Source organism: Fusibacter sp. JL298sf-3 (assembly GCF_053842995.1).
This window is the reverse complement of record NZ_CM132608.1, coordinates 2,634,267-2,653,748: the sequence shown is the minus strand read 5'-3', so window position 1 is coordinate 2,653,748 and position 19,482 is coordinate 2,634,267. Positions and strand designations below refer to the sequence as shown.

The window sequence follows — 19,482 nt, the reverse complement described above, 5'->3', positions numbered from 1 at the left end:
GTTACTCTCCATACAAAATTTCTGCGAGCTTTAACAGCGCTTCACCACCATCAATTGTCGCGACGACGCCGAAGAGCGCGGGATCCAAATCCACAACCTGTTCGTTTTTCACCGCTTTTAAAGTGCTGTAAAACGCGTTTTCTGCAAAAGCGGCATCGAACATCTGCTTACTTTGCGCCGGGGCCACATGTGTCAATCTCAAAATGTAGTCGGGGTCTTTTTCGGCAAGTGTCTCTAGAGAAAACGGCACATAGGGACTCCCGACTTTGACATAACTTGCGATGTTTACAGCACCGAGACGACTGATCAAATCGCCTACAAAAGAGGCCGGTGTGGCAAACATAAAGTTTTCAGGGGTTCCGAATATAACGGCAACGCTTACAGGTTCTTTTCCTTCCACGACTTTCAGCGCCTCATCCTCATAGGCGCGAATGCCTTCGACCATCTCAGTTGCCGCTTCCTCTTTGTCAAACTGGGCCCCTAGCGTTTCTATCGCCGAAACGATGGCATCGTAACTCGATGTTTCGACGAAGAGCGTCTCAACCGATTGCGCTTTCATGGCGTCACCGAGTTTTTCTTTTTGACCGGCATCTGTTACAAAGAAATCGGGATTAAACGACTTCACCAGTTCGATGTCGGGGCTCATAGGCGACCCCACTGTAGGAAGTGCTTTTAATTCTGCAGGCAGTTCTTTTTGAGTGGTGGGGATGGCTGTAAGCGGCACCCCCAGTCCGTGAAGAATGCGCGCTGTACTCACTGTTCCCGCAATGACGACAGGGGCTTCAACTTCTGCCGTCTTTTCCTCGACAGGCGGATTCTCCACCTCAGATTCTTTTTGAACGCATCCTGTAAAAAGACCGATTACAACTGCAAATACACCTATAAGACTCACTATTTTTTTCATGCGTCTGCTCCTTTGTCCATTATTTTTTCTGCGAGTTCAAAATACTGCTTGGCCATTTCCGATTCGGGAAAAGCTTCTACAACAGTCATGCCTTGGTGTTCGGCCTCTTGCACAAGAGGGTGTCGCGGCACGCAGTGTATAATTTCCGTCCCGATTTCTTCAGCTGCCGCGCCGACGAGTTCGAGTTCTCGATCGATGCCTTTGCCGTTGAGTATCAAGCCCCTCAAACGCGCATAGCCTCTGGCTTTAAATTGTCGAACTGCTGTGGCGATGTTGTGTGCCGCATAGAGGCTCATCATTTCTCCCGACGTCACCACATACACCTCTTCTGCATAGCCGTTTCGAATCGGCATGGCAAAACCGCCGCAAACGACGTCTCCAAGCACATCGTACAGGACGATATCCGGCTTGTAACACTCGAACGCCTTCTGCTCGTCCAACTTCTCAAATGCCGTGATAATGCCTCGACCGGCACAGCCTATCCCCGGCGTCGGCCCGCCGGCCTCAAAACACTTGACCCCATTGAACCCTGTAGTCACAAGCGTTTCCAGTTCAGCGTCTTCATCGACCTTCAGCCTGTCCAATATTGTGGGAATGTTGCGCCCGCCGTTTAAGTTCTTTGTGGAATCCGCTTTGGGGTCGCACCCCACTTGCATAACTGTGTAACCGAGCACTGAAAGCGCCGCGGCAATGTTGGAAACCGTCGTGGATTTGCCTATGCCCCCTTTGCCGTAAATGGCGATACGCTTCATAATCTCCGCTTCTCCTTAAGACCTTTAACAGCGGATTTCACTGCGACTCTTGCCGCCTCAAAGTCCGCTTCATTCGGATGTTTTGCCGCCTCTCTGTGACGGGCTTCGCGCTCAGGGGTCATACGGTGCGAATGGTCTTCAGGCAGCTGTCTCAAACGCGCCGTCAACTTGGGGTCTATTTTGCCTCTACATAGAAAATGTCCGTGTACGCGGCTCTTTTCAAAAAGCGCTTCGACGCGCTCAATACACTTTTTAGCGTGTTCAGAATCCGGTGAGGCGCCGAGTGTTCCAAACAAGAAGACGTCTTTCCCCTCAAAGGCATCTGCACAGTTGATAATGCCCTGATTGGCCGTCCCCTTGTCAACCCAATACCCGACGGCGTAAAGGGCTTCTTTAGGCCACGCCTCCATATCAACCGGCTTGTTCGCCTCTAAATGTACCGGCGTCACCGAGAACGCATTGACTTCAAGTTCTGCTTGTACAGCTTCGGCAACGCGCTTGGTATTCCCTGTGAGTGAGGAATATAAAATGGTCGCTTTCATACGGCCTCCTTTATCAATTGAAAATAGTTATCACTTACGCAAATATGTTATGCCAATTGCGCCAAAATGTCTTACAGCTTTTTTGGATTTTTTTAAATTTGATTCGGTCGATTGTTTTTTATTGATAAATACTTTAAAATAAGAGTTGTTATCATTTAGGAGGTGATGCTGTGAACGTTCTTTTTACGCGAGAAGGGCATTTGATACGTGCCCATCTCGACCACACACTCAAAAGCTTTTACTACTGTACAGAAGTCCCCATAGCCTATCTCAGCGAACAAAAACACGTGTTGGCCACTTATCCGGCGTCTGCGGCATCGCTGTTCACCGATGAACTAAAGACCGCGCTGGCCCCACTGCCAAACAGCGACGGCGCCTTGTACACCCATACCGTTGCCCAACACTACTTGTTCTTGCTCGCAGCTATTTTCAGTCAAGGCGTATTAAAAGGCACTCTTGTGGCAGGCCCTATCGTTACTCAACCCGATCACCACCGCGTGACAGCTGTGCTCGAGCAGACCGACCTCTCTAAACACGCGGTATATAAAAAGCCCCCGAGACACTTTTACCTCGGCCAATTGATGCATCATTTAATTTCCAAAAGCATTTACATCAAGGGGGTTAAGCGCAGTGACCAAGCACCGCAGTACATTACATTTGAAGACATGCGCATGCGTCAGAGCACGCCGCATACAGGTGCCGTCCTCGCCTTTATTGTAAAGATGGTCGTCACGCATCAAAAGCAAAAAGCCCTCGACCTCTATGAAAAGAGTCTCCTCTTCGACGACTTTTTATGCGAAGTGGAAGGCTGCCCCTTCAAAGGCGACGGCTTAATGGCGTTAAAACAAAGCCTTACGGCACTTCAATCGCTCATCAGTCACGAACTCTTAAAAGACGCCTGCGACGTCGACAAAGTGGTCGCCCTCCAAAGCAAATTTTTCTTAAAGCTTTGGCACGCCGAACACTACGACGACCTCGTTGCCATTGGAGAAAGCATTATAACCGTCTACAGCGATTTGGCCAATCAACAGCTGCTAGACGGCAAATCCCAGCCGGTGCGCAAAACCATCCAATATGTAAAAACGCACTTTAGCGCCCCGATACACTTAGAGGACATCTGTCAAAATGTCGGACTTTCCAAGGCTTATCTCTCCACCCTTTTCAGTGAAGAAACCGGCGCTACCCTTACAGAATTCATTCGCTCCACGCGCATCGAATACAGCCAACAACTGCTCGCACACACCGACGCATCCATTTTAGAAGTCGCCCATGAATCCGGCTTTGAAACACAAAACTATTTCTCGACGGTGTTTAAAAACCAAACCGGGATGACCCCCAATGGCTACAGAAAAAGTGTGCGTCAATAGAAGACCTTCAATAGCCTCCGAGTACCGAGTCAACCGGCTCTGTACCGGGGGGCTGTTATAAAGCGCCTCCCTCGAAGCTGTTGACTTCTATACGCCAAGGTGGTAGAATGACCGCAACAAACAAATTGTATTTATTTACATACAAAAGGAGGTTTTCCATGTCGTCCATCTTAAAAAAAGGGGCACTCTACATCCTCATTTTATGCCTCTTCACAGCTTGTGGAAACAAAGCTGAACCCCAAGAAACGTCAACACTTCAGATCGATCTCACCGCCGACCTCGAGGCCGAAGCTGAAAAGCTAGAGGCCATCATTGAAACGCTCAAAGAAAACCCGTCCGATGACGCAGCACTTGAAGAAGCTCGGCGCGAACTCGAAGCGGTTATCGAGGCTTTGGAATCCCAAACACCATAGAGACTCACAAAGCCCCTTGACTCGGTCTAAACCGATGCCAAGGGGCTTTGTTTGTGCCACTACAATTTATTGATTTGTGACGCGGCATAAGCAGCGCCAAAGCCGTTGTCGATGTTCACCACCGTCACACCGCTCGAGCAACTGTTTAACATCGTCAGCAAAGCGCTGATGCCGCCGAAACTGGCGCCGTATCCCACACTGGTGGGAACGGCGATAACCGGCTTGTCCACTAGACCGCCGACCACACTGGCCAGCGCCCCTTCCATGCCGGCGACTACCACCACCACTTTGGCGCGCCTTATAATTTCCAGTTTGGCAAAGAGTCTATGAATACCTGCCACGCCGACGTCCACGACTTTCTCGACGCGGTTGCCGAGAGCAAGGGCCGTTTCATACGCCTCTTCCACTACGGGTAAATCCGATGTTCCCGCTGCGACGATGACGATTAGACCGTCTTCCGGCGGCGCCTCGTCTGCATTTAAACGCATGTACACAGTGCGCCCCAGCACGTTGTGTCGCGCCGAGGGATAAGCGGCGACCAGCGCCGCGGCACTCGCTTCTGAAAGACGCGTCGCCAACACATCCTGCCCTTTTCGGCAGAGTTCTTCAGCAATTGCCAAGATTTGAGCGGTGGTCTTTCCCTCGCCGTAAATCACTTCCGGAACGCCGACCCGCAGCGCCCTGTGATGATCGATTACCGCAAAGTCCAAATCTTCAAAAGGCAAACTTTCCAGTTGCTTGACGGCACTTTCCACCGGGGTTGTCCCCGCTTTGACCGACGCCAAAAGTGCCTCAATTCGACTGCGTTTCATCTGCCGCCTCACTCTCTTTTAAATCGCGGTTAAAGCTGCCCATGGTATAGCCGTCTAAATCCAGCGTAACGTATTTGAACCCAAAGCCTTTTAGAGCCTCCGAGATTTCTTTGAACACATTGAGAGACAAGAGATGCTCCGTCCTTGAAAAGTCCACTTCAATGCGCGCGATTTCACCGTGCTTCCGCACGCGTACGGCGCGAATTCCCCGTTGAATCAAGTAGTGCTCCGCCGCCTCGATCATCTTGAGATCTTCTACGGCGATTTCAGTGCCATAAGGCAATCGCGTCAACAAGCAGGCGTATGGGGGTTTGTCCCAAGTCTCGAGGTTTAACGCTTTCGACCACTGCCTGATTTCGGCTTTTGTAATGCCGCACATCAGCAGGGGACTTTTGATGTCCAGTTCTTGAAGTGCGCGCATTCCAGGTCTATAGTCCCCGACGTCATCGGCATTTGAGCCGTCGCAAACAGCGTGAAAGCCGCGCTCAATGGCGTAAGCCTTTATTGTGGAAAAAATCTCCGTTTTGCACAGATAACATCTGTTCTCCGGGTTCTTCTCAATGCAATGCGGAATCGATACCGTGATAAACTCGTGTCTTACTTGGAGCGTCGTCGTCAGCGCCCTCGCTTCTTCTATCTCCCAATCGGCAATGTACGGCGCGTTTACAGTCAGCGCCAGCACTTTCCCCTTCAGCACTTGGGAAGCGACGCTGACGAGAAACGTACTGTCGACACCACCGGAAAACGCGATGACGATACTCCCTAGACTTTCGAGTTTTTTACAGAGTTCATCAAACTTAGACGACTCCCTTCTAAGCGTTTCAACTGTTGTCATTTCCCCATCCTTTCTCGGTCCATCTCGCCCTTGATACGGCCTCGTACACCGCCTTTAAAGATAGGTTTTGTGCTTTAGCAAGGCGTTTGCAGTCTTCGTACTCCGGCTTTTCATTGACACAAACCCCGTCTAAAAAAGCCCGCTTTAGCGTCACTGCGCCGTACGGCGTCTCAAGGGTCTCATATGTTCTTTCTAACTTTAGTTTCTCTACTGGATAATAACGCATGCCGATAGCGGTGGTTTCAGTGACTATCAGCCGCTGTACAGCACTGAGCATGGACGCTTTTGTCAAGACGGACAATTTCACCGCCGGACGCCCTTTTTTCATGACAATCGGCGTCTTAAAGACGTCTAAAGCACCACATTCCAGTAGTTTTTCTTCTGCGTATACCAACTGCTCAGCGCTCATATCATCGATGTTGGTCTCTACAAGCCACTGAACCGGTTCTTTTTTTTTTCGGTAATCACCATCGCTCTCAACACATTGGGAATCTCAAGTGACCACGTTCCAAGACCGTAACCGATTTTCTCTATCACAAACTGCTTGTCGTCTGTGTGAAGCGCACCCATCCCCTTTAATATGGCGGCACCTGTCGGCGTGGTCATTTCAAATCTATCGACTCTCGACACAATTGGAAGGCCTTTTAAAATCTCCGCGGTGGCCGGTGCGGGAACGGGCATAAATCCGTGAGCACATTTCACAAAACCCGAGCCGACTTCCACGTCTGAAACACATACGCGGTCGATACCGAGCAGTTCAAAACAGATGGCCGCTCCGACGACATCTACAATGGAATCAATAGCGCCCACTTCGTGAAAATGCACGTCTTCAACTGTTCTACCATGCACTTTTGCTTCTGCTTGCGCCACTTCGTCGAAAATTGCAATGGCCTTCTCTTTTACGCCTACGGCCAATGGGCTGTCCACAATCAGCAGCTTAATCGCGCCGTAATCCCTCTGATGCACGTGATCGTGGTCGTGATGACCGTGATTGTGGTCGCGGTTGTTTTTATCGACAACCGTTACTTTTGATCCCGTTATACCTTGTTTTTCGCCTTTTTCCAGCGTTATCTCAAATTCGTCGTCGAGCCCCAGCAAACTTAGCTGACGCTTGAGTTCTTCAAATGACACCCCAAGCTCTATCATGGCGCCCAAATTCATATCGCCGCTAATTCCTGCAAAACAATCGTAATACAAAGTTTTCATTGCGCCTCCTCAAAAATAGTTTGACTTCTCTCATATTATACCGTATTATTTCGAAAATCGAAACATTTTTTACGCCGCCGAACGAAGTGCTGACAATGTTTAAGGTTCTCGTGATGATTTTACCTGTTTTCAAGTGCCTCAAAGTGGTATAGTTACTAAAAACAAATGGAGGCTACTTATGAATTTAAAATTTGAACTGGAACAAGTCAACCGTTCTTTTGTGGAAAACACCCCGGCTCCGATAGTGGATATGCTCAAACGCCATTTGACCAAACTCATCAACGACGACGTCGCTTCAAAAGCGCTTCAAACACACGACAAAGCGCCGAACTTCAAATTGATGAGCGCCACCGGTGAGGCCGTGGCCCTTTACGACCTCCTCGAAGAAGGGCCCGTGGTCCTCAGTTTTTACAGAGGGAGCTGGTGTCCGTACTGTAATCTCGAACTCCAGGCGTATCAAGAGCGCCTTGAAGACATTCGTTCCCTCAGCGCACAGTTTATCGCCGTGTCGCCTGAAGTTCCCGACGAGTCCCTTACACTCGTCGAAAAACACGCCCTTGCCTACGAGGTGCTCTCCGACCTCGGCAATAAAGCCGCCAGAGACTTCGGCATCGTTTTCGACGTCGACGGCACCTATAGAGACGCGTACGAAAGCCTGGGCATCGACCTAAAAAAACGCCACGGGAGTGCACACTACTCTCTGCCGATTCCCGCCACTTACGTGATCGATACCGACGGCAGCATCGCTCTGAGCTACGTCAACGCGGACTACACCCAGCGCCTCGACCCGCAAGTCGCCATCGACGCTTTACAAGACTTGATTTAATACGGTCTCGTCGAGATATCATTAAAAATACCGGCGTGCTCTTTATGGACGCAAGGCAAACACATGGTCGAGAGCGCACGTCACATACGCCCTACTCCTTTATTAAAAAAACTGTCTCCACACCCTTGTGCCGGAGACAGTTTTTCCTATTTTTTAAACATCGTCTTCTTCTATGACAAGAACCTGCTCGCCAAGCGCCTTGTCGATATCGTTTAGTGCTTCTTTAACGGGTTTGCTGCTGCTGTGCGGTATTTCCAGAAGCATGATTTCATACCCTTTGTTCAGGTACGCCAATATCTTCTTCTGATACCATTCGAGATAAATTTCCGTGCGCGTGTCTTGGCTGAGCTGTCTGCCGTAATTTGAAAACGTCTGCAGGTCAGAAGCTTCGTCAATCTTTCTTATGCTGTATTTGCCAATCGTTTCTCTTACGTCGTCGGTAATGTCCTTATACGCCACTGCGACGACTGAATATTTACTCGTCATCTTTATCCCCCTTTGTCTTTGTGAGGCTGTTCGTGCTCCACTCTCAGTTTACCGTAATTTTCAAAAAAATCAACCTTTCACATCAATAAGCCGATAGTTCAGTCATTTTAACTTTTCTTTTCATTCTTTTAACGATATAATGTAATTATCTTAATTATTCTGGAAATTGTATTTTTTCCACTTTTAATTGAGGTGCGCAAACTCAAAGGGGTATCACGTGGAGATACCCCGAATTTATGAAAGGAAGGTTGAACGATGGTTGATGTTTTATCTCACGAAAACGCCGCTGAAAAACTTCAGCAACTGGATGCGTTTATAGAAAAACAACCCTCAAAAGAGGACGCCATTATTGCAGTATTGCACAGAGCACAACACCTATTCGGCTATCTACCCAGCGAACTTCAACTGTATATCGCAAGAAAACTAAACGTCCCCGCAGCTAAAGTCTACGGCGTGGTGAGTTTTTATTCGTACTTTTCTCAAACAAAACGCGGTAAATTCACAGTCAACATCTGTATGGGAACAGCTTGCTTTGTCAAAGGCGTCGACAAAGTCATGGACGAATTTTCAAACCAACTAGGCGTTCAAAACGGCGGCACTTCAGAAGACGGCTTATTCACACTTAAAGATGTGCGTTGTATTGGCGCTTGTGGTCTCGCACCGGTGGTCATGGTCAATGAAAAGGTTTACGGCCATGTCAAGCCGGAAGACGTAACCAAAATCATCGACGAATGTAAATCATTAGAAGGAGAGTAGACATGCCTATCAAATCTTTAGAAGAACTGAAAAAGATACGTGATGAACACGTTAGAAAAGTCAAGCTCAGAGACAACGGCGAAGCAGATGAGAACACGGTAGAAGTCCTCGTCGGCATGGCGACTTGCGGCATCGCTGCAGGCAGTCGAGACGTCCTCAACGAACTGGTTAGCGTCGTCAGCGAAAAGGCCATCGATCACGTCAAAGTGATTCAGGTCGGCTGCATGGGCTATTGTCACAGCGAGCCGACGGTACAGATCAATATGCCGGGCAAAGAACCGATTATCTACGGCAATGTCGATAAGGCCTTTGTTAAAGAAATTGTGGAAAAACACATACTTGGCGGCGAAATATTAGACGACCACGTTCTAATTAAAACTTTTAACAGCGCACTATAAGGAGGTTGGGGATGCCTACACAAAGAACGCACATTATGGTCTGTGGCGGTACCGGTTGCGTTTCTTCGAGGAGCCTCGAAATGGTCGAGGCCTTTAAGAACAAACTCGAACACGCGGGCTACAATAAGGAAGTTACAGTTCTAAAGACCGGCTGCTTTGGATTCTGCGGCCAAGGTCCTATTGTTAAAATACATCCGGACAATGTCTTCTACGTCAAGGTCGGTCTCGACGACGTCGACGAAATCGTCAATGAACACATTATCAAAGGGCGTACTGTTGAACGCCTGCTCTACAAAGAGCCGGCAACAGAAAAACCGCTTCCGAAGCACGACGATATGGGCTTTTATAAAAAGCAATACCGCATCGCGCTCAGAAATTGCGGTTTAATCAATCCAGAAGATATCGATGAATACATTGCTTTTAACGGTTACGAGGCGCTCGGACGCGCTGTGAGCGACATGACGCCTGAAGCCGTTATCGAAGTTATCAAAACCAGTGGCTTACGCGGTCGTGGCGGCGGCGGATTCCCGACGGGACTCAAGTGGGAATTTACGCGCAAGCCGGTTTCAGAGCAAAAGTACATCATCTGCAACGCCGACGAAGGCGATCCCGGTGCTTTTATGGACCGCTCCATTTTGGAGGGCGATCCGCACTCGATAATTGAGGCCATGGCCATAGCGGGCTATGCCATCGGCGCTTCTGAGGGCATCGTGTACATTCGCGCAGAATACCCACTTGCCATTAAGCGCCTTGAAATCGCCCTCGAACAGGCGAGAAGCTACGGCCTCTTAGGCGACAATATCTTCGGAACGGATTTCAGCTTTGACATATGGATTAAACTCGGCGCAGGCGCCTTTGTCTGCGGTGAAGAAACCGCTTTGATACATTCTGTCGAGGGGAACCGCGGCGAACCGACGAAAAAGCCGCCGTACCCTTCTATTGAAGGCTATAAGAAAAAACCGACTTCTGTTAACAACGTCGAAACGTTTGCCAACGTGCCGCCGATTCTCTTAAAAGGCGCCGAATGGTTTAGAAGTATCGGCACCGAAGGCTCTAAAGGGACGAAAGTCTTTGCCCTCGCAGGGAAAGTCAACAACGTCGGCCTCGTGGAAGTACCTATGGGCACCACACTCAGAGAAATCATTTACGATATCGGTGGCGGCATCATCGGCGGCAAAGCTTTTAAAGCGGTTCAAACCGGCGGCCCTTCCGGCGGCGTTATCACCACTGAAGACCTCGATACGCCAATTGACTACGAGAGCCTCAAGGGCATCGGGTCTATGATGGGTTCAGGCGGTATGATCGTCATGGACGAAGACGACTGCATGGTCAACATCGCAAAGTTCTACCTCGAGTTCACTCAGGACGAAAGTTGCGGAAAATGTACGCCATGCCGTCTCGGGACAAAACGCATGTACGAACTCCTCGAGAAGATTACAGACGGCAGAGGCGAGATGTCCGACATCACCAAACTGAAGCAGCTGGGACAGTCCATCAAGGATAGCGCCCTATGCGGTCTCGGTCAAACAGCGCCGAATCCGGTGCTCAGTACGCTGGATTTCTTCTACGATGAGTACATCGCACACATTAAAGAACAACGCTGTCCTGCAGGTGCTTGTAAAGCACTTTCCAAATACAAGATTATCGAAGAAAAATGTATCGGTTGTACGGCGTGCGCTAGAGTTTGTCCTGTCAACTGTATCGCCGGTAAACCAAAAGAAAAACACGTCATCGACGAAGCGGCTTGTATCGCATGTGGCGCATGCTTTACAGCTTGTCGATTTGACGCCGTGTTGAAGCCATAATAAAGGGGGGTATCGACTTTGAATATGTTAAACATAAAAATCAATGGCGTGGACTATAAGGTACCTGAGGGCACAACTGTGCTCGAAGCCTCTAAAATGGCCAACCTTAGAATTCCGACACTCTGCCACCTCAATCTTAAAGATTTCGGCATTGTGAACCAAACCGCTTCCTGCCGCGTCTGTGTGGTGGAAGTTGAAGGCAGACCGGCACTGGTACCGTCGTGTGCCGAGCTCTGTGTAGAGGGCATGGCCATTAGAACGGATTCAATCCGCGCTATTTCCGCCAGAAGAACTGCTGTGGAGCTCCTTTTGAGCAATCACCCGTTCGAATGTCTCGTCTGTCCTAAAAATTTAGATTGCGATCTTCAAAAGCTCGCTCAAGAGCTGGGGATTCATGAAATACGTTATACCGGTGAAAAGATGGACTACCCGAAAGATACGTCGTCGTACTCGCTGGTGAAAGACCCGAACAAATGCGTCATGTGCCGTCGATGCGAAACCATGTGCAACGACGTTCAAACGTGCGGCATCTTGTCGGCGGTCAACCGCGGCTTCGACGTCTTCGTCGGCCCGGCGTTTAACCTCGATATGGTGGACACTTCGTGTACGTTCTGCGGTCAGTGCGTCGCCGTCTGTCCAACTGCGGCGCTCACTGAAGTCAACAATACAGGCAAAGTTTGGGAAGCACTCAACGACCCGTCTAAGCACGTCGTCGTCCAAGTGGCGCCTGCTGTCCGCGTGGCCATCGGCGAACTCTTCGATATGCCCGCCGGTGAAATTGCCACGGGCAAACTCGTCAGCGCTCTTAGAGGTCTCGACTTCGACGCTGTTTTCGATACGGATTTCGGCGCCGACCTCACCATTATGGAAGAGGCCTCCGAACTGATCCACCGCATTGAAAACGGCGGTAGATTACCGATGCTCACCAGTTGTTGTCCCGCTTGGGTCAAATTCTTCGAACATCAGTTTCCGGACCTTCTGGACATTCCTTCTACTTGTAAGTCGCCACAAATTATGCTCGGCTCCATGGCCAAGACTTACTACGCCGACAAAATCGGCAAGAAAGCCAAAGACATTGTCGTCGTATCCGTAATGCCATGTCTCGCCAAGAAAGCAGAGGCGGCTCGACCGGAACTCACAAAAGACCACAACAACGATGTCGACATCGTCATTACCACCCGCGAACTCGGTCAAATGCTCAAAGAAGCAGGTGTCGATTTTGCAGGGCTTCCAGATACAGAATTTGATCAAATCCTCGGCGAGAGCACCGGTGCCTCTGTCATTTTCGGTACAACGGGTGGCGTTATTGAAGCCGCTGTGCGAACCGCATACGATTGGATGACTGGTGAAACCCTTGAAAAAGTGGATTTCCACCAGTTGAGAGGCCTTGAAGGCATACGCGCCGCGGAAGTTCAAGTGGGCGATATGACCCTTAGAATCGGTATTGCGCACGGTCTCGGTCATGCGAGAAAGTTGCTAGAAGATATTAGAGACGGCAAGTCGCACTTTGACGCCATTGAAATTATGGCTTGTCCGGGCGGCTGTATCGGTGGTGGCGGCCAGCCTTACCATCACGGTGACATGGAGATTATCAAAAAGCGTCAAGCGGCCATCTACAAAGAGGATGAGTACAAGGTGCTGAGAAAATCCCATGAGAACCCGTACATCAAAAAACTCTACGATGAGTACTTAGGGAAACCGAACAGCGAAAAGGCGCATGAACTCCTTCACACGCACTACATCCCTAAAGAAAAAATATAACCCATACGCGCGGTTTAACCCCCTTTGCTCAGGTGGCGATACCGTTTCGTAAAAAAATGCACAGGGCGCATAGGCTCTGTGCATTTTTAATGTTTTTTCATTTGGATACCGCATCCCCCCGTTCCTTTAAGACGTCGTCTTCAAAAACAAGCCAGCGGTCTGCGATCTGCTCCCCTGTAGGCGTCTCATACCAGATGTTGACGTAGACGTAGCTGAGTTTTGCTCCTTTTGTGGGAAAGTTCTGCTGCACGATAACAGAGGTCATTTCCGGGTACTGCTGTTCGAGGAATGTGTCTAGAGCGTTTTCTACTTTAGATGCTGTTTGAAACGGCAAGAGGGTGATAATTACCCACACACTTACCGCTGCAAAGAGGTGGTGCCAATGGTTTCCTTGCTTCCTCCACTTTAGGAACTCGTTGATGTATCCCGGTAGAAAAACGATGATGTGTTCTGAGTCCTTGTAGTAAATAAGCCGCGGCGATAAGGCGTAAAGAATTAGAATCGTGCAGAGTATACGCAACTCAAAAATCGGCGCTCGGCGCAAGCGCTCGAAGCAATAGCCTCCCCATAAGAGCGCAAAAATCGCGTAGTACCCCAAAATCACCCACACGGCGTCATTAGCAGTCGTCGTATTCCGAAAGGCGTAATAGACGATGGCTATCGCCAATCCAACGATAAGGAGTCGCCGAACAAACTCTAAAATTGTCGTACGTTTCATAAGTCCCCCACTTCTCATGTCTGTTTAACAGGTTCACTTCATACCCACGTTACCATTTATTCCATTTGAAGTCAATTGTTTGCCAAAAGAAAAAATCACCTGTTAGACAAGTGATTTTAAACTTTAATTCCTGTATAATAGGGTTAGCGTCGTGAACGCGTCATAACCAGCGTCCCTATGCCGAGAACCGACATCAGCAGGCTCATGTAAAACCCGAAGCCAAAGCGAAACATCGATTTAAAGAGTGTTCTCATATCCTGATTGTAATTAACTGCAACGGCAAATACGAGTACGATGAGCAACATAATGGCGTACTGCCCCAAATGGAACCACTTTGCTTTCTTGTTGCCCAGCCCACTGAGTACAATGGCAATGACACCGAGTATCGGTACCAGCCACAGCAGGTAGCCGACGTAAATCAGTTTGGCTGCGAGTTCAAAATTGTATGTCTTGCCGAGGAGGTCTACTGTGGGCGCCGCCAATTGAATCCCCCTGACAAGGTGGAACCCTGAGTAGCTGTCTCTCGATGCCGCAAACATATCGAAGTCCGGATTAACTGAGAGCCACGAAAGGAAAAACGCGATGACAATCAACAAGCTCGTCGCCATTAAAATCGTTTGTCTAAACTTTTTAAGATTGGCCATACATACTGCCTCCTATGATCATTCTGGGGGTAATAAAAATCAACTCTATTATAACATTTTAACCAATCGTTGATAAGACTAAAATAAAGGAGCGTAACTTATGCAAGCTGCAACTTTAAACGCCTTAAAAAATCAATCGGAATATTTCTGGGTCAATACCGACAAATGCGCTACTGAGGTGACAACGCCCCCAACGCTGGCAGATATACAAGAGGCCGACGCTCGGTTACGACGATTTGATCCGTTTTTCAAGGCTGCTTTTGACGACGTCACCGGTCTCATTGAATCGCCGCTCTCCCCCCTTGAACACTTTAAACTGGGTATTATCCCCTTTGTAGGCGGTCGCGTTCTCGGCGACTGGTTTCTGAAACGCGATGACCTCTTGCCCATCTCGGGATCGGTAAAGGCCAGAGGCGGCGTCTATGAAATCGTCACATGGGCAGAACAAATCGCCCTTGAATCGGGACACCTCAAGTTAAGTGACGACTACAGCTGTCTTCTGACCCCGCCGTTTCAAGACCTTTTCAACCAATACACCGTTTATGTGGGCTCTACGGGAAACCTCGGCTTGAGCATCGGCACCATTTCAAGAGCCCTTGGTTTCAATGTGACTGTTCATATGTCCAGCGATGCAAAACCTTGGAAGATGGACAGGCTACGTGCACTCGGCGCAACCGTTGTCCTTCACGAAACCGATTACTCCGCTGCCGTAACTGCCGGACGCGATGCGGCGGCACTGGATCCCAAAGCGTATTTCGTAGACGACGAAAATTCCGAAACCCTCTTTATCGGTTACGGCGTGGCGGCACTCCGGTTAAAAGACCAACTTGCTGAGGCGGGCACTGTCATCAACTCGGAAAAACCGCTCTTTCTCTACCTGCCCTGTGGCGTCGGCGGCGCGCCGGGAGGCATCGCACACGCTGCCAAACTGTGTTTTGGCGCAAATGTCTATCTCTTTTTTGCTGAACCCACCGGCGCCCCTTGTATGCTCTATGGGATGGCCAGCGGTAAGCACGGCAACTGCCACATTGACGAACTGGGCCTCGATGGTCACACCGTCGCCGATGGGCTAGCTGTCGGGCGCCCTTCTGGTTTTGTCGGTCAGCTGATGGCGCCTATCCTCGATGGGATTTACACGGTCTCAGACGATAAAATGCAGTGGCTTGTCCACTTGTTAAATGTTTCTGAAAACATTCAGGTGGAACCGTCGGCAACAGCCGGTTTACTCGGCCCCATCAAGCTCTTCTATACACAAGAAGGGTTTGAGGTTCTGTTAAAGCACAACCTGCTTGAAAAAATGACGCAGGCCGTTCACATTTCTTGGGCAACCGGCGGAAGCCTTGTACCGGCAGATGCGATGGCTCGCGAAATCGAAAAAGGCAAGGCCATACAGATGACGGCGCTGTAGCACTTCCACTAAAAAACAACACGAGTAAAAGCACGTCTTTCGACGTGCTTTTACTCGTGTACAGTCTCGTTGAAATTGAATAAAAATACAGGACACTAGTGTACTGTCTCGTTGAGATTTAATTAAAAATGCCAGATAGTTTGTATCAGTGCAAGGCAAAATATCGACGACAATGCGGGACATTGTCGAGAGATTTTAACGCCGCAATGATGCAGAGTAGATGAGCAGTTTTTTTAATTGTGAACGATACAGTACACTAGTTGCGTCCTAAAAACCCTTTGCGTTTTAGCGCCGCCTCGTACAGAATCACCGTTGCCGCAATGCCGACGTTAAGTGAGTCACAGCTTCCAAACATCGGGATGTGTACGGCTTCGTGGGCGAGTTCGTAAAACCCCTTGGAGATGCCGTAGCGTTCGCTCCCCATGACAATGGCCACATTTCCGGCATAATCGTTTTCATAATACGGTTTCGAACCACGCGTATCACTCAGCACAATTTTAAAATGGTGCTTTTGCAAAAAATCGGCCAATTCGTCGAAAGTCGCCTCTGCAATGGGCACTTTAAAGCACGACCCCTGTGAACTCCTTATAAATTTTGGATGCGTCAGACGGGTCTTTTTATTACAGATGATGAGCGCGTCCACATCTGTACCGTCTGCCGACCGCGTTATGGTGCCCACATTCCCCGGAATCTCCAGACCGTCCATAATGACGATGAGGTTGTTTTTCTTATGTAGCAATTGGGTCAAAGGGCGCTTTGGAAATCGGCACACGCTAATTAGACCGGCGGGGTTCCCCGATTCCGATAGGCTCTTCATCGTCTTGGCGGAAACCAAATGTACTTTCGGCGCGCGATCGCCCAGTGCACACATCAGCGCGTATGCCTCCGGCGTGTTCACGTCTTCTACAGCCACCAGTATATAGATGAGCTCCAGCTCATTATCCTCGACAAATCGATTGGCCCAGATCCCTTCAACAGGCACATAGAGACCACGGTTGCCCTTCTTATTATTGTATATCTCCGTCACTTGCTTTACTTCTTTTGCTTTGTTGCCTTTAAAGCTGACTTTTGTGCCCCACCGCTTTCGGATATGCTGTTCTCTTTGTTCAACGTTTTTTTGTGTAAACATAGGCTTTCCTCCATTGATAGTATAACATAGAAAAACGAATTGACAATTTTTAGTTTCTTGTGATATATTCAAATCATAAAGCTATAAAAAGGATGTAACTGTTAATACTTAGAGTGAAAAAACTTAAATCGTTTTCAACATCTGGGAAACAGTTTGGTGTTGAACTGTAACCGAAAGCAATCATCTCATACAAGGGGCTTTTTTATGAAATTACCTAAATTGATTCTATGCACCTTAATGTGCGGAACACTTTTACTATCTACAAATACTTATACACAAAGTACACCGTATACGGAAGAAGCAATCGAACAATACGGTAAAACGCACTTAGAAAAACTCATTCAAGAGGATCAGTGGCAACTGAACACGCATTCTATACAGGGGTTACACTATGATGAAACGCAAAGGATTTCTCCAAGCAGTTCTATGTATAAAGAATACTTCGACTCATACGTTCCTCAGGTCGTTACTTACAAGCCCGATGCGTTTTTAGTTTACACCGCTAGTGCCGACAATAGAAAAGGCAACTACACAAAAGACGGGTATAAGCTTACATTTAACTCTTCAAGAACAGTTACAGGGTCACATTCGTTTTCTGGAAAAGGCAGTGACTATTTAACAGCCCCTGTTATTAACCAAGGTGTTCAACTGGAACATGATGTCGAGCTTGTTACTGCCAATTCTACTGCCGGTGCTGTGGGCACTGTATACAATGTCCACAATCTTAATGACCGTGCTGTATATTATATAGACATTTTTTATCATGGGATTTATACAAGTGGAGGTGCGAAATACAGATGGGACGATATAACCGGGAACAGTGGCACAATAACTTACCCTCTAGAAGGCGGTGCACTTTATCCGACGAAACATACAACCATTCACGCGTCTGCTGCTTACAAACGCTAATTATGAAAAGACTTCTTTACACGACGCTCATTTTCTTCTTCGCGTTTTCACTAAGTGGATGTGGCATACCGTCTAGTACCGATGAAGTCCCAACCTATGAAGCGTTTGTCGACTTAACGGAAAGCTTGTACAACCAATTAAAAGGCACTTTTAATGTCTACGAGAAAAGTTTTACTCACATAAACATTCAGCCTTATAGCCACAATGAAGACGACGCTTGGGCAGAAACTATCGGCGACCATTTTCAGGTGATAAATGATAAAAACTTAGAAATTGGGGACTCTTTTAAGGTGGAGATTTTCGCCTTGTCAGAAGATAAAAGTTTGATGGCCAAAGTCGGTCTTCATTACAATCCTAGCATAAAAGGGCGTGACTTCCTAGCCATTAACCACTTAGATGAAGTCTCCGAATTTGTAATTGGCGATGCGTATCAAGTGCCTCTCATCTGTCAAGAAACATTTACAAATCCCGGACTCGTCGTTCAAGTGACGGTGTTTTCAGTTGAAGAGACGACAGACCGTAAAAAAACCGCTTTAGATCAAAGTGATTTTCTACAAAATTTAACAGAAACCATTCAAAAGTTTCTGTTAGAATACGATGCTTAGTGCGTCTCCAAAAGTAACGTCATTTTATTTTCCTACTAGAAAGAAAGCACAAAAGTCGTTTGAGGACTTTTGTGCTTTTCTTTATGTGTCTCAATAGGGAGTGAAAGGATGTTTACAAAATTCTTAACGGTACCCTATGGCAAACCATTTGAAAGAAGACACTCTGCCGCTTACAGACAACTGTTGAGAAGCCATCATTCCTACTTGCCACTACAATGCTGTGCACCATTTCCATTTCTAAGTTCAATAACCGCTTTCCTAAGCTGCTCGTCAGCAATGCCTGCATCAAAAAGTCGTCCCTGACAGCTTGGATGTTCAGAACAGCCCTATGTACGAGTGTCGCCTTAATAGTATCTGTAAGTCTTTCTTTTGTACTTAATTCTTGTTATCAAAGTACTCTTCAATCAATCGAACAAGTTCGTTGACACTTTGATCCATTAGGTCAGGGTCGTATGCACTCAATGAAGATTGACTGATGTTAAAAATCAAGTTATTGTAAGAACCCAATATAGTTGTAGATGATTTCACTAATTTTTCATTCAGTTTTGCAAACCCTTCATTTGTAGGATAGGCTAAAATGTCATAACCTATAAAATGACTTGTAAAAGCAAGTGTAATCGTTATTTGGATAGTTTGATCGGGATTTTCAATAATCAACTGTTCTTCTGTTGGTTTTAGATTGTACTCTCCGTCAAGTGTTAAAAAAGGTCTATTATTAAGGCCTTCATACACATTTACAGCCGTTACATTCCCCCCTTTAGTACTTGCTTTAACCGACAAGCCATCAACCTGGAAATTGTCAACGACGTATTCAAAAGACGATTGATAATCTTCCCAGTTTATAACGTCTTTAAAATCAGCAGATCTATCCAATTGATTATTTTTAGCCATGATAAACAAGTTGATTATTAACAGAACGATAGCAAGAACCGAAACCAACAACAGGCTCAGATGTTTTTTGTTTATTTTCATTTCTACACCCCTTTATTATACGAACTAAAATAGAAGCTCAAATTATTGTAATTGGCTGACAAGAGTCAACTGAGTGTAATTATGTATTTTTTTGCAATTAACTGCTGTTCATAAAAACCTCCATAATTTAATTGATGATTTAGTAAAATTCACATTTTCAAAACCACTTTCACACAAAAATAGGCTCTCAAAACAGCTCATCATTTTATGCAAAGTATTCAAACTTGATACATT

Annotated in this window: 20 protein-coding genes and 1 pseudogene; 10 read left to right on the top strand and 11 right to left on the bottom strand. The window is 47.6% G+C overall.

Features of this window, described 5'->3' with window-relative positions:
• Nucleotide 1 precedes the first annotated feature (1 nt).
• From ACR6HW_RS12535 to ACR6HW_RS12525, 3 genes are read right to left on the bottom strand one after another with little or no spacing between them, the layout of a single operon-like run.
• Nucleotides 2-904, bottom strand: a complete 903-nt coding sequence (locus tag ACR6HW_RS12535; RefSeq protein ID WP_455728067.1) for an ABC transporter substrate-binding protein — start codon at nt 902-904, stop codon at nt 2-4.
• Nucleotides 901-1,656 carry a nucleotide-binding protein gene (locus tag ACR6HW_RS12530; RefSeq protein ID WP_455728066.1) on the bottom strand — a complete coding sequence of 252 codons (756 nt, stop codon included), beginning with the start codon at nt 1,654-1,656 and terminating at the stop codon, nt 901-903. Before ACR6HW_RS12530 ends, ACR6HW_RS12535 begins: the two co-directional genes overlap by 4 nt.
• A complete protein-coding gene (locus ACR6HW_RS12525) occupies nt 1,653-2,198 on the bottom strand; it encodes a flavodoxin family protein (protein WP_455728065.1) in 546 nt (181 codons plus the stop codon). Before ACR6HW_RS12525 ends, ACR6HW_RS12530 begins: the two co-directional genes overlap by 4 nt.
• 170 nt (nt 2,199-2,368) lie before the next feature.
• Between ACR6HW_RS12525 and ACR6HW_RS12520 the strand changes: the two genes are divergently transcribed.
• Together ACR6HW_RS12520 and ACR6HW_RS12515 are read left to right on the top strand one after the other, a co-directional pair.
• The gene (locus ACR6HW_RS12520; RefSeq protein ID WP_455728064.1) at nt 2,369-3,565 is read left to right on the top strand and encodes a helix-turn-helix transcriptional regulator; all 1,197 of its coding nucleotides are present in this window, start codon (nt 2,369-2,371) and stop codon (nt 3,563-3,565) included.
• 158 nt (nt 3,566-3,723) lie between these two features.
• The gene (locus ACR6HW_RS12515; protein ID WP_455728063.1) at nt 3,724-3,978 is read left to right on the top strand and encodes a hypothetical protein; all 255 of its coding nucleotides are present in this window, start codon (nt 3,724-3,726) and stop codon (nt 3,976-3,978) included.
• Nucleotides 3,979-4,037: 59 nt separating this feature from the next.
• Here the strand turns inward: ACR6HW_RS12515 and larB are convergent, their stop codons facing one another.
• The 3 genes and pseudogenes from larB to larC form a co-directional block, all read right to left on the bottom strand.
• Nucleotides 4,038-4,790 (bottom strand): nickel pincer cofactor biosynthesis protein LarB, encoded by a 753-nt coding sequence (gene larB / locus ACR6HW_RS12510; RefSeq protein ID WP_455728062.1) that lies wholly within the window; start codon nt 4,788-4,790, stop codon nt 4,038-4,040.
• Nucleotides 4,771-5,625, bottom strand: coding sequence for an ATP-dependent sacrificial sulfur transferase LarE (larE, locus tag ACR6HW_RS12505; RefSeq protein ID WP_455728061.1), 855 nt, complete (start codon nt 5,623-5,625; stop codon nt 4,771-4,773). The genes larB and larE overlap by 20 nt, the downstream gene beginning before the upstream one ends.
• Nucleotides 5,612-6,831 (bottom strand): annotated as a pseudogene (gene larC / locus ACR6HW_RS12500) (nickel pincer cofactor biosynthesis protein LarC). Before larC ends, larE begins: the two are co-directional and overlap by 14 nt.
• Before the next feature lie 178 nt (nt 6,832-7,009).
• Between larC and ACR6HW_RS12495 the strand changes: the two are divergent.
• Nucleotides 7,010-7,657 (top strand): peroxiredoxin-like family protein, encoded by a 648-nt coding sequence (locus ACR6HW_RS12495; protein ID WP_455728060.1) that lies wholly within the window; start codon nt 7,010-7,012, stop codon nt 7,655-7,657.
• A 153-nt stretch (nt 7,658-7,810) separates the two neighbouring features.
• Here the strand turns inward: ACR6HW_RS12495 and ACR6HW_RS12490 are convergent, their stop codons facing one another.
• Entirely contained in the window at nt 7,811-8,143 is a 333-nt protein-coding gene (locus ACR6HW_RS12490) for a hypothetical protein (protein WP_455728059.1), read from the bottom strand.
• A gap of 255 nt (nt 8,144-8,398) precedes the next feature.
• On the opposite strand from ACR6HW_RS12490, the gene ACR6HW_RS12485 reads away from it, so the two are divergent.
• Genes ACR6HW_RS12485 through ACR6HW_RS12470 form a run of 4 tightly spaced genes read left to right on the top strand, consistent with a single transcriptional unit; the run spans nt 8,399 to nt 12,863 of the window.
• Nucleotides 8,399-8,899: an NADH-quinone oxidoreductase subunit NuoE family protein gene (locus ACR6HW_RS12485; RefSeq protein WP_455728058.1), complete on the top strand. Its 501-nt coding sequence runs from the start codon at nt 8,399-8,401 to the stop codon at nt 8,897-8,899.
• Between the two features lie 2 nt (nt 8,900-8,901).
• A complete protein-coding gene (locus ACR6HW_RS12480; RefSeq protein ID WP_455728057.1) occupies nt 8,902-9,297 on the top strand; it encodes a (2Fe-2S) ferredoxin domain-containing protein in 396 nt (131 codons plus the stop codon).
• Between the two features lie 11 nt (nt 9,298-9,308).
• Nucleotides 9,309-11,102 (top strand): NADH-ubiquinone oxidoreductase-F iron-sulfur binding region domain-containing protein, encoded by a 1,794-nt coding sequence (locus ACR6HW_RS12475; protein WP_455728056.1) that lies wholly within the window; start codon nt 9,309-9,311, stop codon nt 11,100-11,102.
• A gap of 24 nt (nt 11,103-11,126) precedes the next feature.
• Nucleotides 11,127-12,863 carry an NADH-dependent [FeFe] hydrogenase, group A6 gene (locus tag ACR6HW_RS12470; RefSeq protein WP_455728055.1) on the top strand — a complete coding sequence of 579 codons (1,737 nt, stop codon included), beginning with the start codon at nt 11,127-11,129 and terminating at the stop codon, nt 12,861-12,863.
• A gap of 97 nt (nt 12,864-12,960) precedes the next feature.
• Here ACR6HW_RS12470 and ACR6HW_RS12465 read toward each other — a convergent pair whose 3' ends face one another.
• Nucleotides 12,961-13,581, bottom strand: a complete 621-nt coding sequence (locus ACR6HW_RS12465) for a hypothetical protein (protein WP_455728054.1) — start codon at nt 13,579-13,581, stop codon at nt 12,961-12,963.
• 143 nt (nt 13,582-13,724) lie between these two features.
• Nucleotides 13,725-14,225 (bottom strand): hypothetical protein, encoded by a 501-nt coding sequence (locus ACR6HW_RS12460; protein WP_455728053.1) that lies wholly within the window; start codon nt 14,223-14,225, stop codon nt 13,725-13,727.
• Between the two features lie 100 nt (nt 14,226-14,325).
• On the opposite strand from ACR6HW_RS12460, the gene ACR6HW_RS12455 reads away from it, so the two are divergent.
• Entirely contained in the window at nt 14,326-15,633 is a 1,308-nt protein-coding gene (locus ACR6HW_RS12455; RefSeq protein ID WP_455728052.1) for a D-serine ammonia-lyase, read from the top strand.
• 256 nt (nt 15,634-15,889) lie between these two features.
• Here the strand turns inward: ACR6HW_RS12455 and ACR6HW_RS12450 are convergent, their stop codons facing one another.
• The gene (locus ACR6HW_RS12450) at nt 15,890-16,762 is read right to left on the bottom strand and encodes a TrmH family RNA methyltransferase (RefSeq protein WP_455728051.1); all 873 of its coding nucleotides are present in this window, start codon (nt 16,760-16,762) and stop codon (nt 15,890-15,892) included.
• A 204-nt stretch (nt 16,763-16,966) separates the two neighbouring features.
• Between ACR6HW_RS12450 and ACR6HW_RS12445 the strand changes: the two genes are divergently transcribed.
• Complete coding sequence (locus tag ACR6HW_RS12445; protein ID WP_455728050.1) at nt 16,967-17,671, top strand: hypothetical protein; 705 nt, start codon at nt 16,967-16,969, stop codon at nt 17,669-17,671.
• 2 nt (nt 17,672-17,673) lie between these two features.
• The gene (locus ACR6HW_RS12440; RefSeq protein ID WP_455728049.1) at nt 17,674-18,276 is read left to right on the top strand and encodes a hypothetical protein; all 603 of its coding nucleotides are present in this window, start codon (nt 17,674-17,676) and stop codon (nt 18,274-18,276) included.
• 375 nt (nt 18,277-18,651) lie between these two features.
• On the opposite strand, the gene ACR6HW_RS12435 is transcribed toward ACR6HW_RS12440, so the two are convergent.
• Nucleotides 18,652-19,248, bottom strand: coding sequence for a hypothetical protein (locus ACR6HW_RS12435; protein ID WP_455728048.1), 597 nt, complete (start codon nt 19,246-19,248; stop codon nt 18,652-18,654).
• Nucleotides 19,249-19,482: the final 234 nt, after the last annotated feature.

Bases quoted from the DNA above. Each gene is read 5' to 3' on its own strand.
- ACR6HW_RS12535 (WP_455728067.1), bottom strand. From the start codon at position 904: ATGAAAAAAATAGTGAGTCTTATAGGTGTATTTGCAGTTGTAATCGGT.
- ACR6HW_RS12530 (WP_455728066.1), bottom strand. From the start codon at position 1,656: ATGAAGCGTATCGCCATTTACGGCAAAGGGGGCATAGGCAAATCCACG.
- ACR6HW_RS12525 (WP_455728065.1), bottom strand. From the start codon at position 2,198: ATGAAAGCGACCATTTTATATTCCTCACTCACAGGGAATACCAAGCGC.
- ACR6HW_RS12515 (WP_455728063.1), top strand. From the start codon at position 3,724: ATGTCGTCCATCTTAAAAAAAGGGGCACTCTACATCCTCATTTTATGC.
- larB (WP_455728062.1), bottom strand. From the start codon at position 4,790: ATGAAACGCAGTCGAATTGAGGCACTTTTGGCGTCGGTCAAAGCGGGG.
- larE (WP_455728061.1), bottom strand. From the start codon at position 5,625: ATGACAACAGTTGAAACGCTTAGAAGGGAGTCGTCTAAGTTTGATGAA.
- ACR6HW_RS12495 (WP_455728060.1), top strand. From the start codon at position 7,010: ATGAATTTAAAATTTGAACTGGAACAAGTCAACCGTTCTTTTGTGGAA.
- ACR6HW_RS12490 (WP_455728059.1), bottom strand. From the start codon at position 8,143: ATGACGAGTAAATATTCAGTCGTCGCAGTGGCGTATAAGGACATTACC.
- ACR6HW_RS12485 (WP_455728058.1), top strand. From the start codon at position 8,399: ATGGTTGATGTTTTATCTCACGAAAACGCCGCTGAAAAACTTCAGCAA.
- ACR6HW_RS12480 (WP_455728057.1), top strand. From the start codon at position 8,902: ATGCCTATCAAATCTTTAGAAGAACTGAAAAAGATACGTGATGAACAC.
- ACR6HW_RS12475 (WP_455728056.1), top strand. From the start codon at position 9,309: ATGCCTACACAAAGAACGCACATTATGGTCTGTGGCGGTACCGGTTGC.
- ACR6HW_RS12470 (WP_455728055.1), top strand. From the start codon at position 11,127: ATGTTAAACATAAAAATCAATGGCGTGGACTATAAGGTACCTGAGGGC.
- ACR6HW_RS12465 (WP_455728054.1), bottom strand. From the start codon at position 13,581: ATGAAACGTACGACAATTTTAGAGTTTGTTCGGCGACTCCTTATCGTT.
- ACR6HW_RS12460 (WP_455728053.1), bottom strand. From the start codon at position 14,225: ATGGCCAATCTTAAAAAGTTTAGACAAACGATTTTAATGGCGACGAGC.
- ACR6HW_RS12455 (WP_455728052.1), top strand. From the start codon at position 14,326: ATGCAAGCTGCAACTTTAAACGCCTTAAAAAATCAATCGGAATATTTC.
- ACR6HW_RS12450 (WP_455728051.1), bottom strand. From the start codon at position 16,762: ATGTTTACACAAAAAAACGTTGAACAAAGAGAACAGCATATCCGAAAG.
- ACR6HW_RS12445 (WP_455728050.1), top strand. From the start codon at position 16,967: ATGAAATTACCTAAATTGATTCTATGCACCTTAATGTGCGGAACACTT.
- ACR6HW_RS12440 (WP_455728049.1), top strand. From the start codon at position 17,674: ATGAAAAGACTTCTTTACACGACGCTCATTTTCTTCTTCGCGTTTTCA.
- ACR6HW_RS12435 (WP_455728048.1), bottom strand. From the start codon at position 19,248: ATGAAAATAAACAAAAAACATCTGAGCCTGTTGTTGGTTTCGGTTCTT.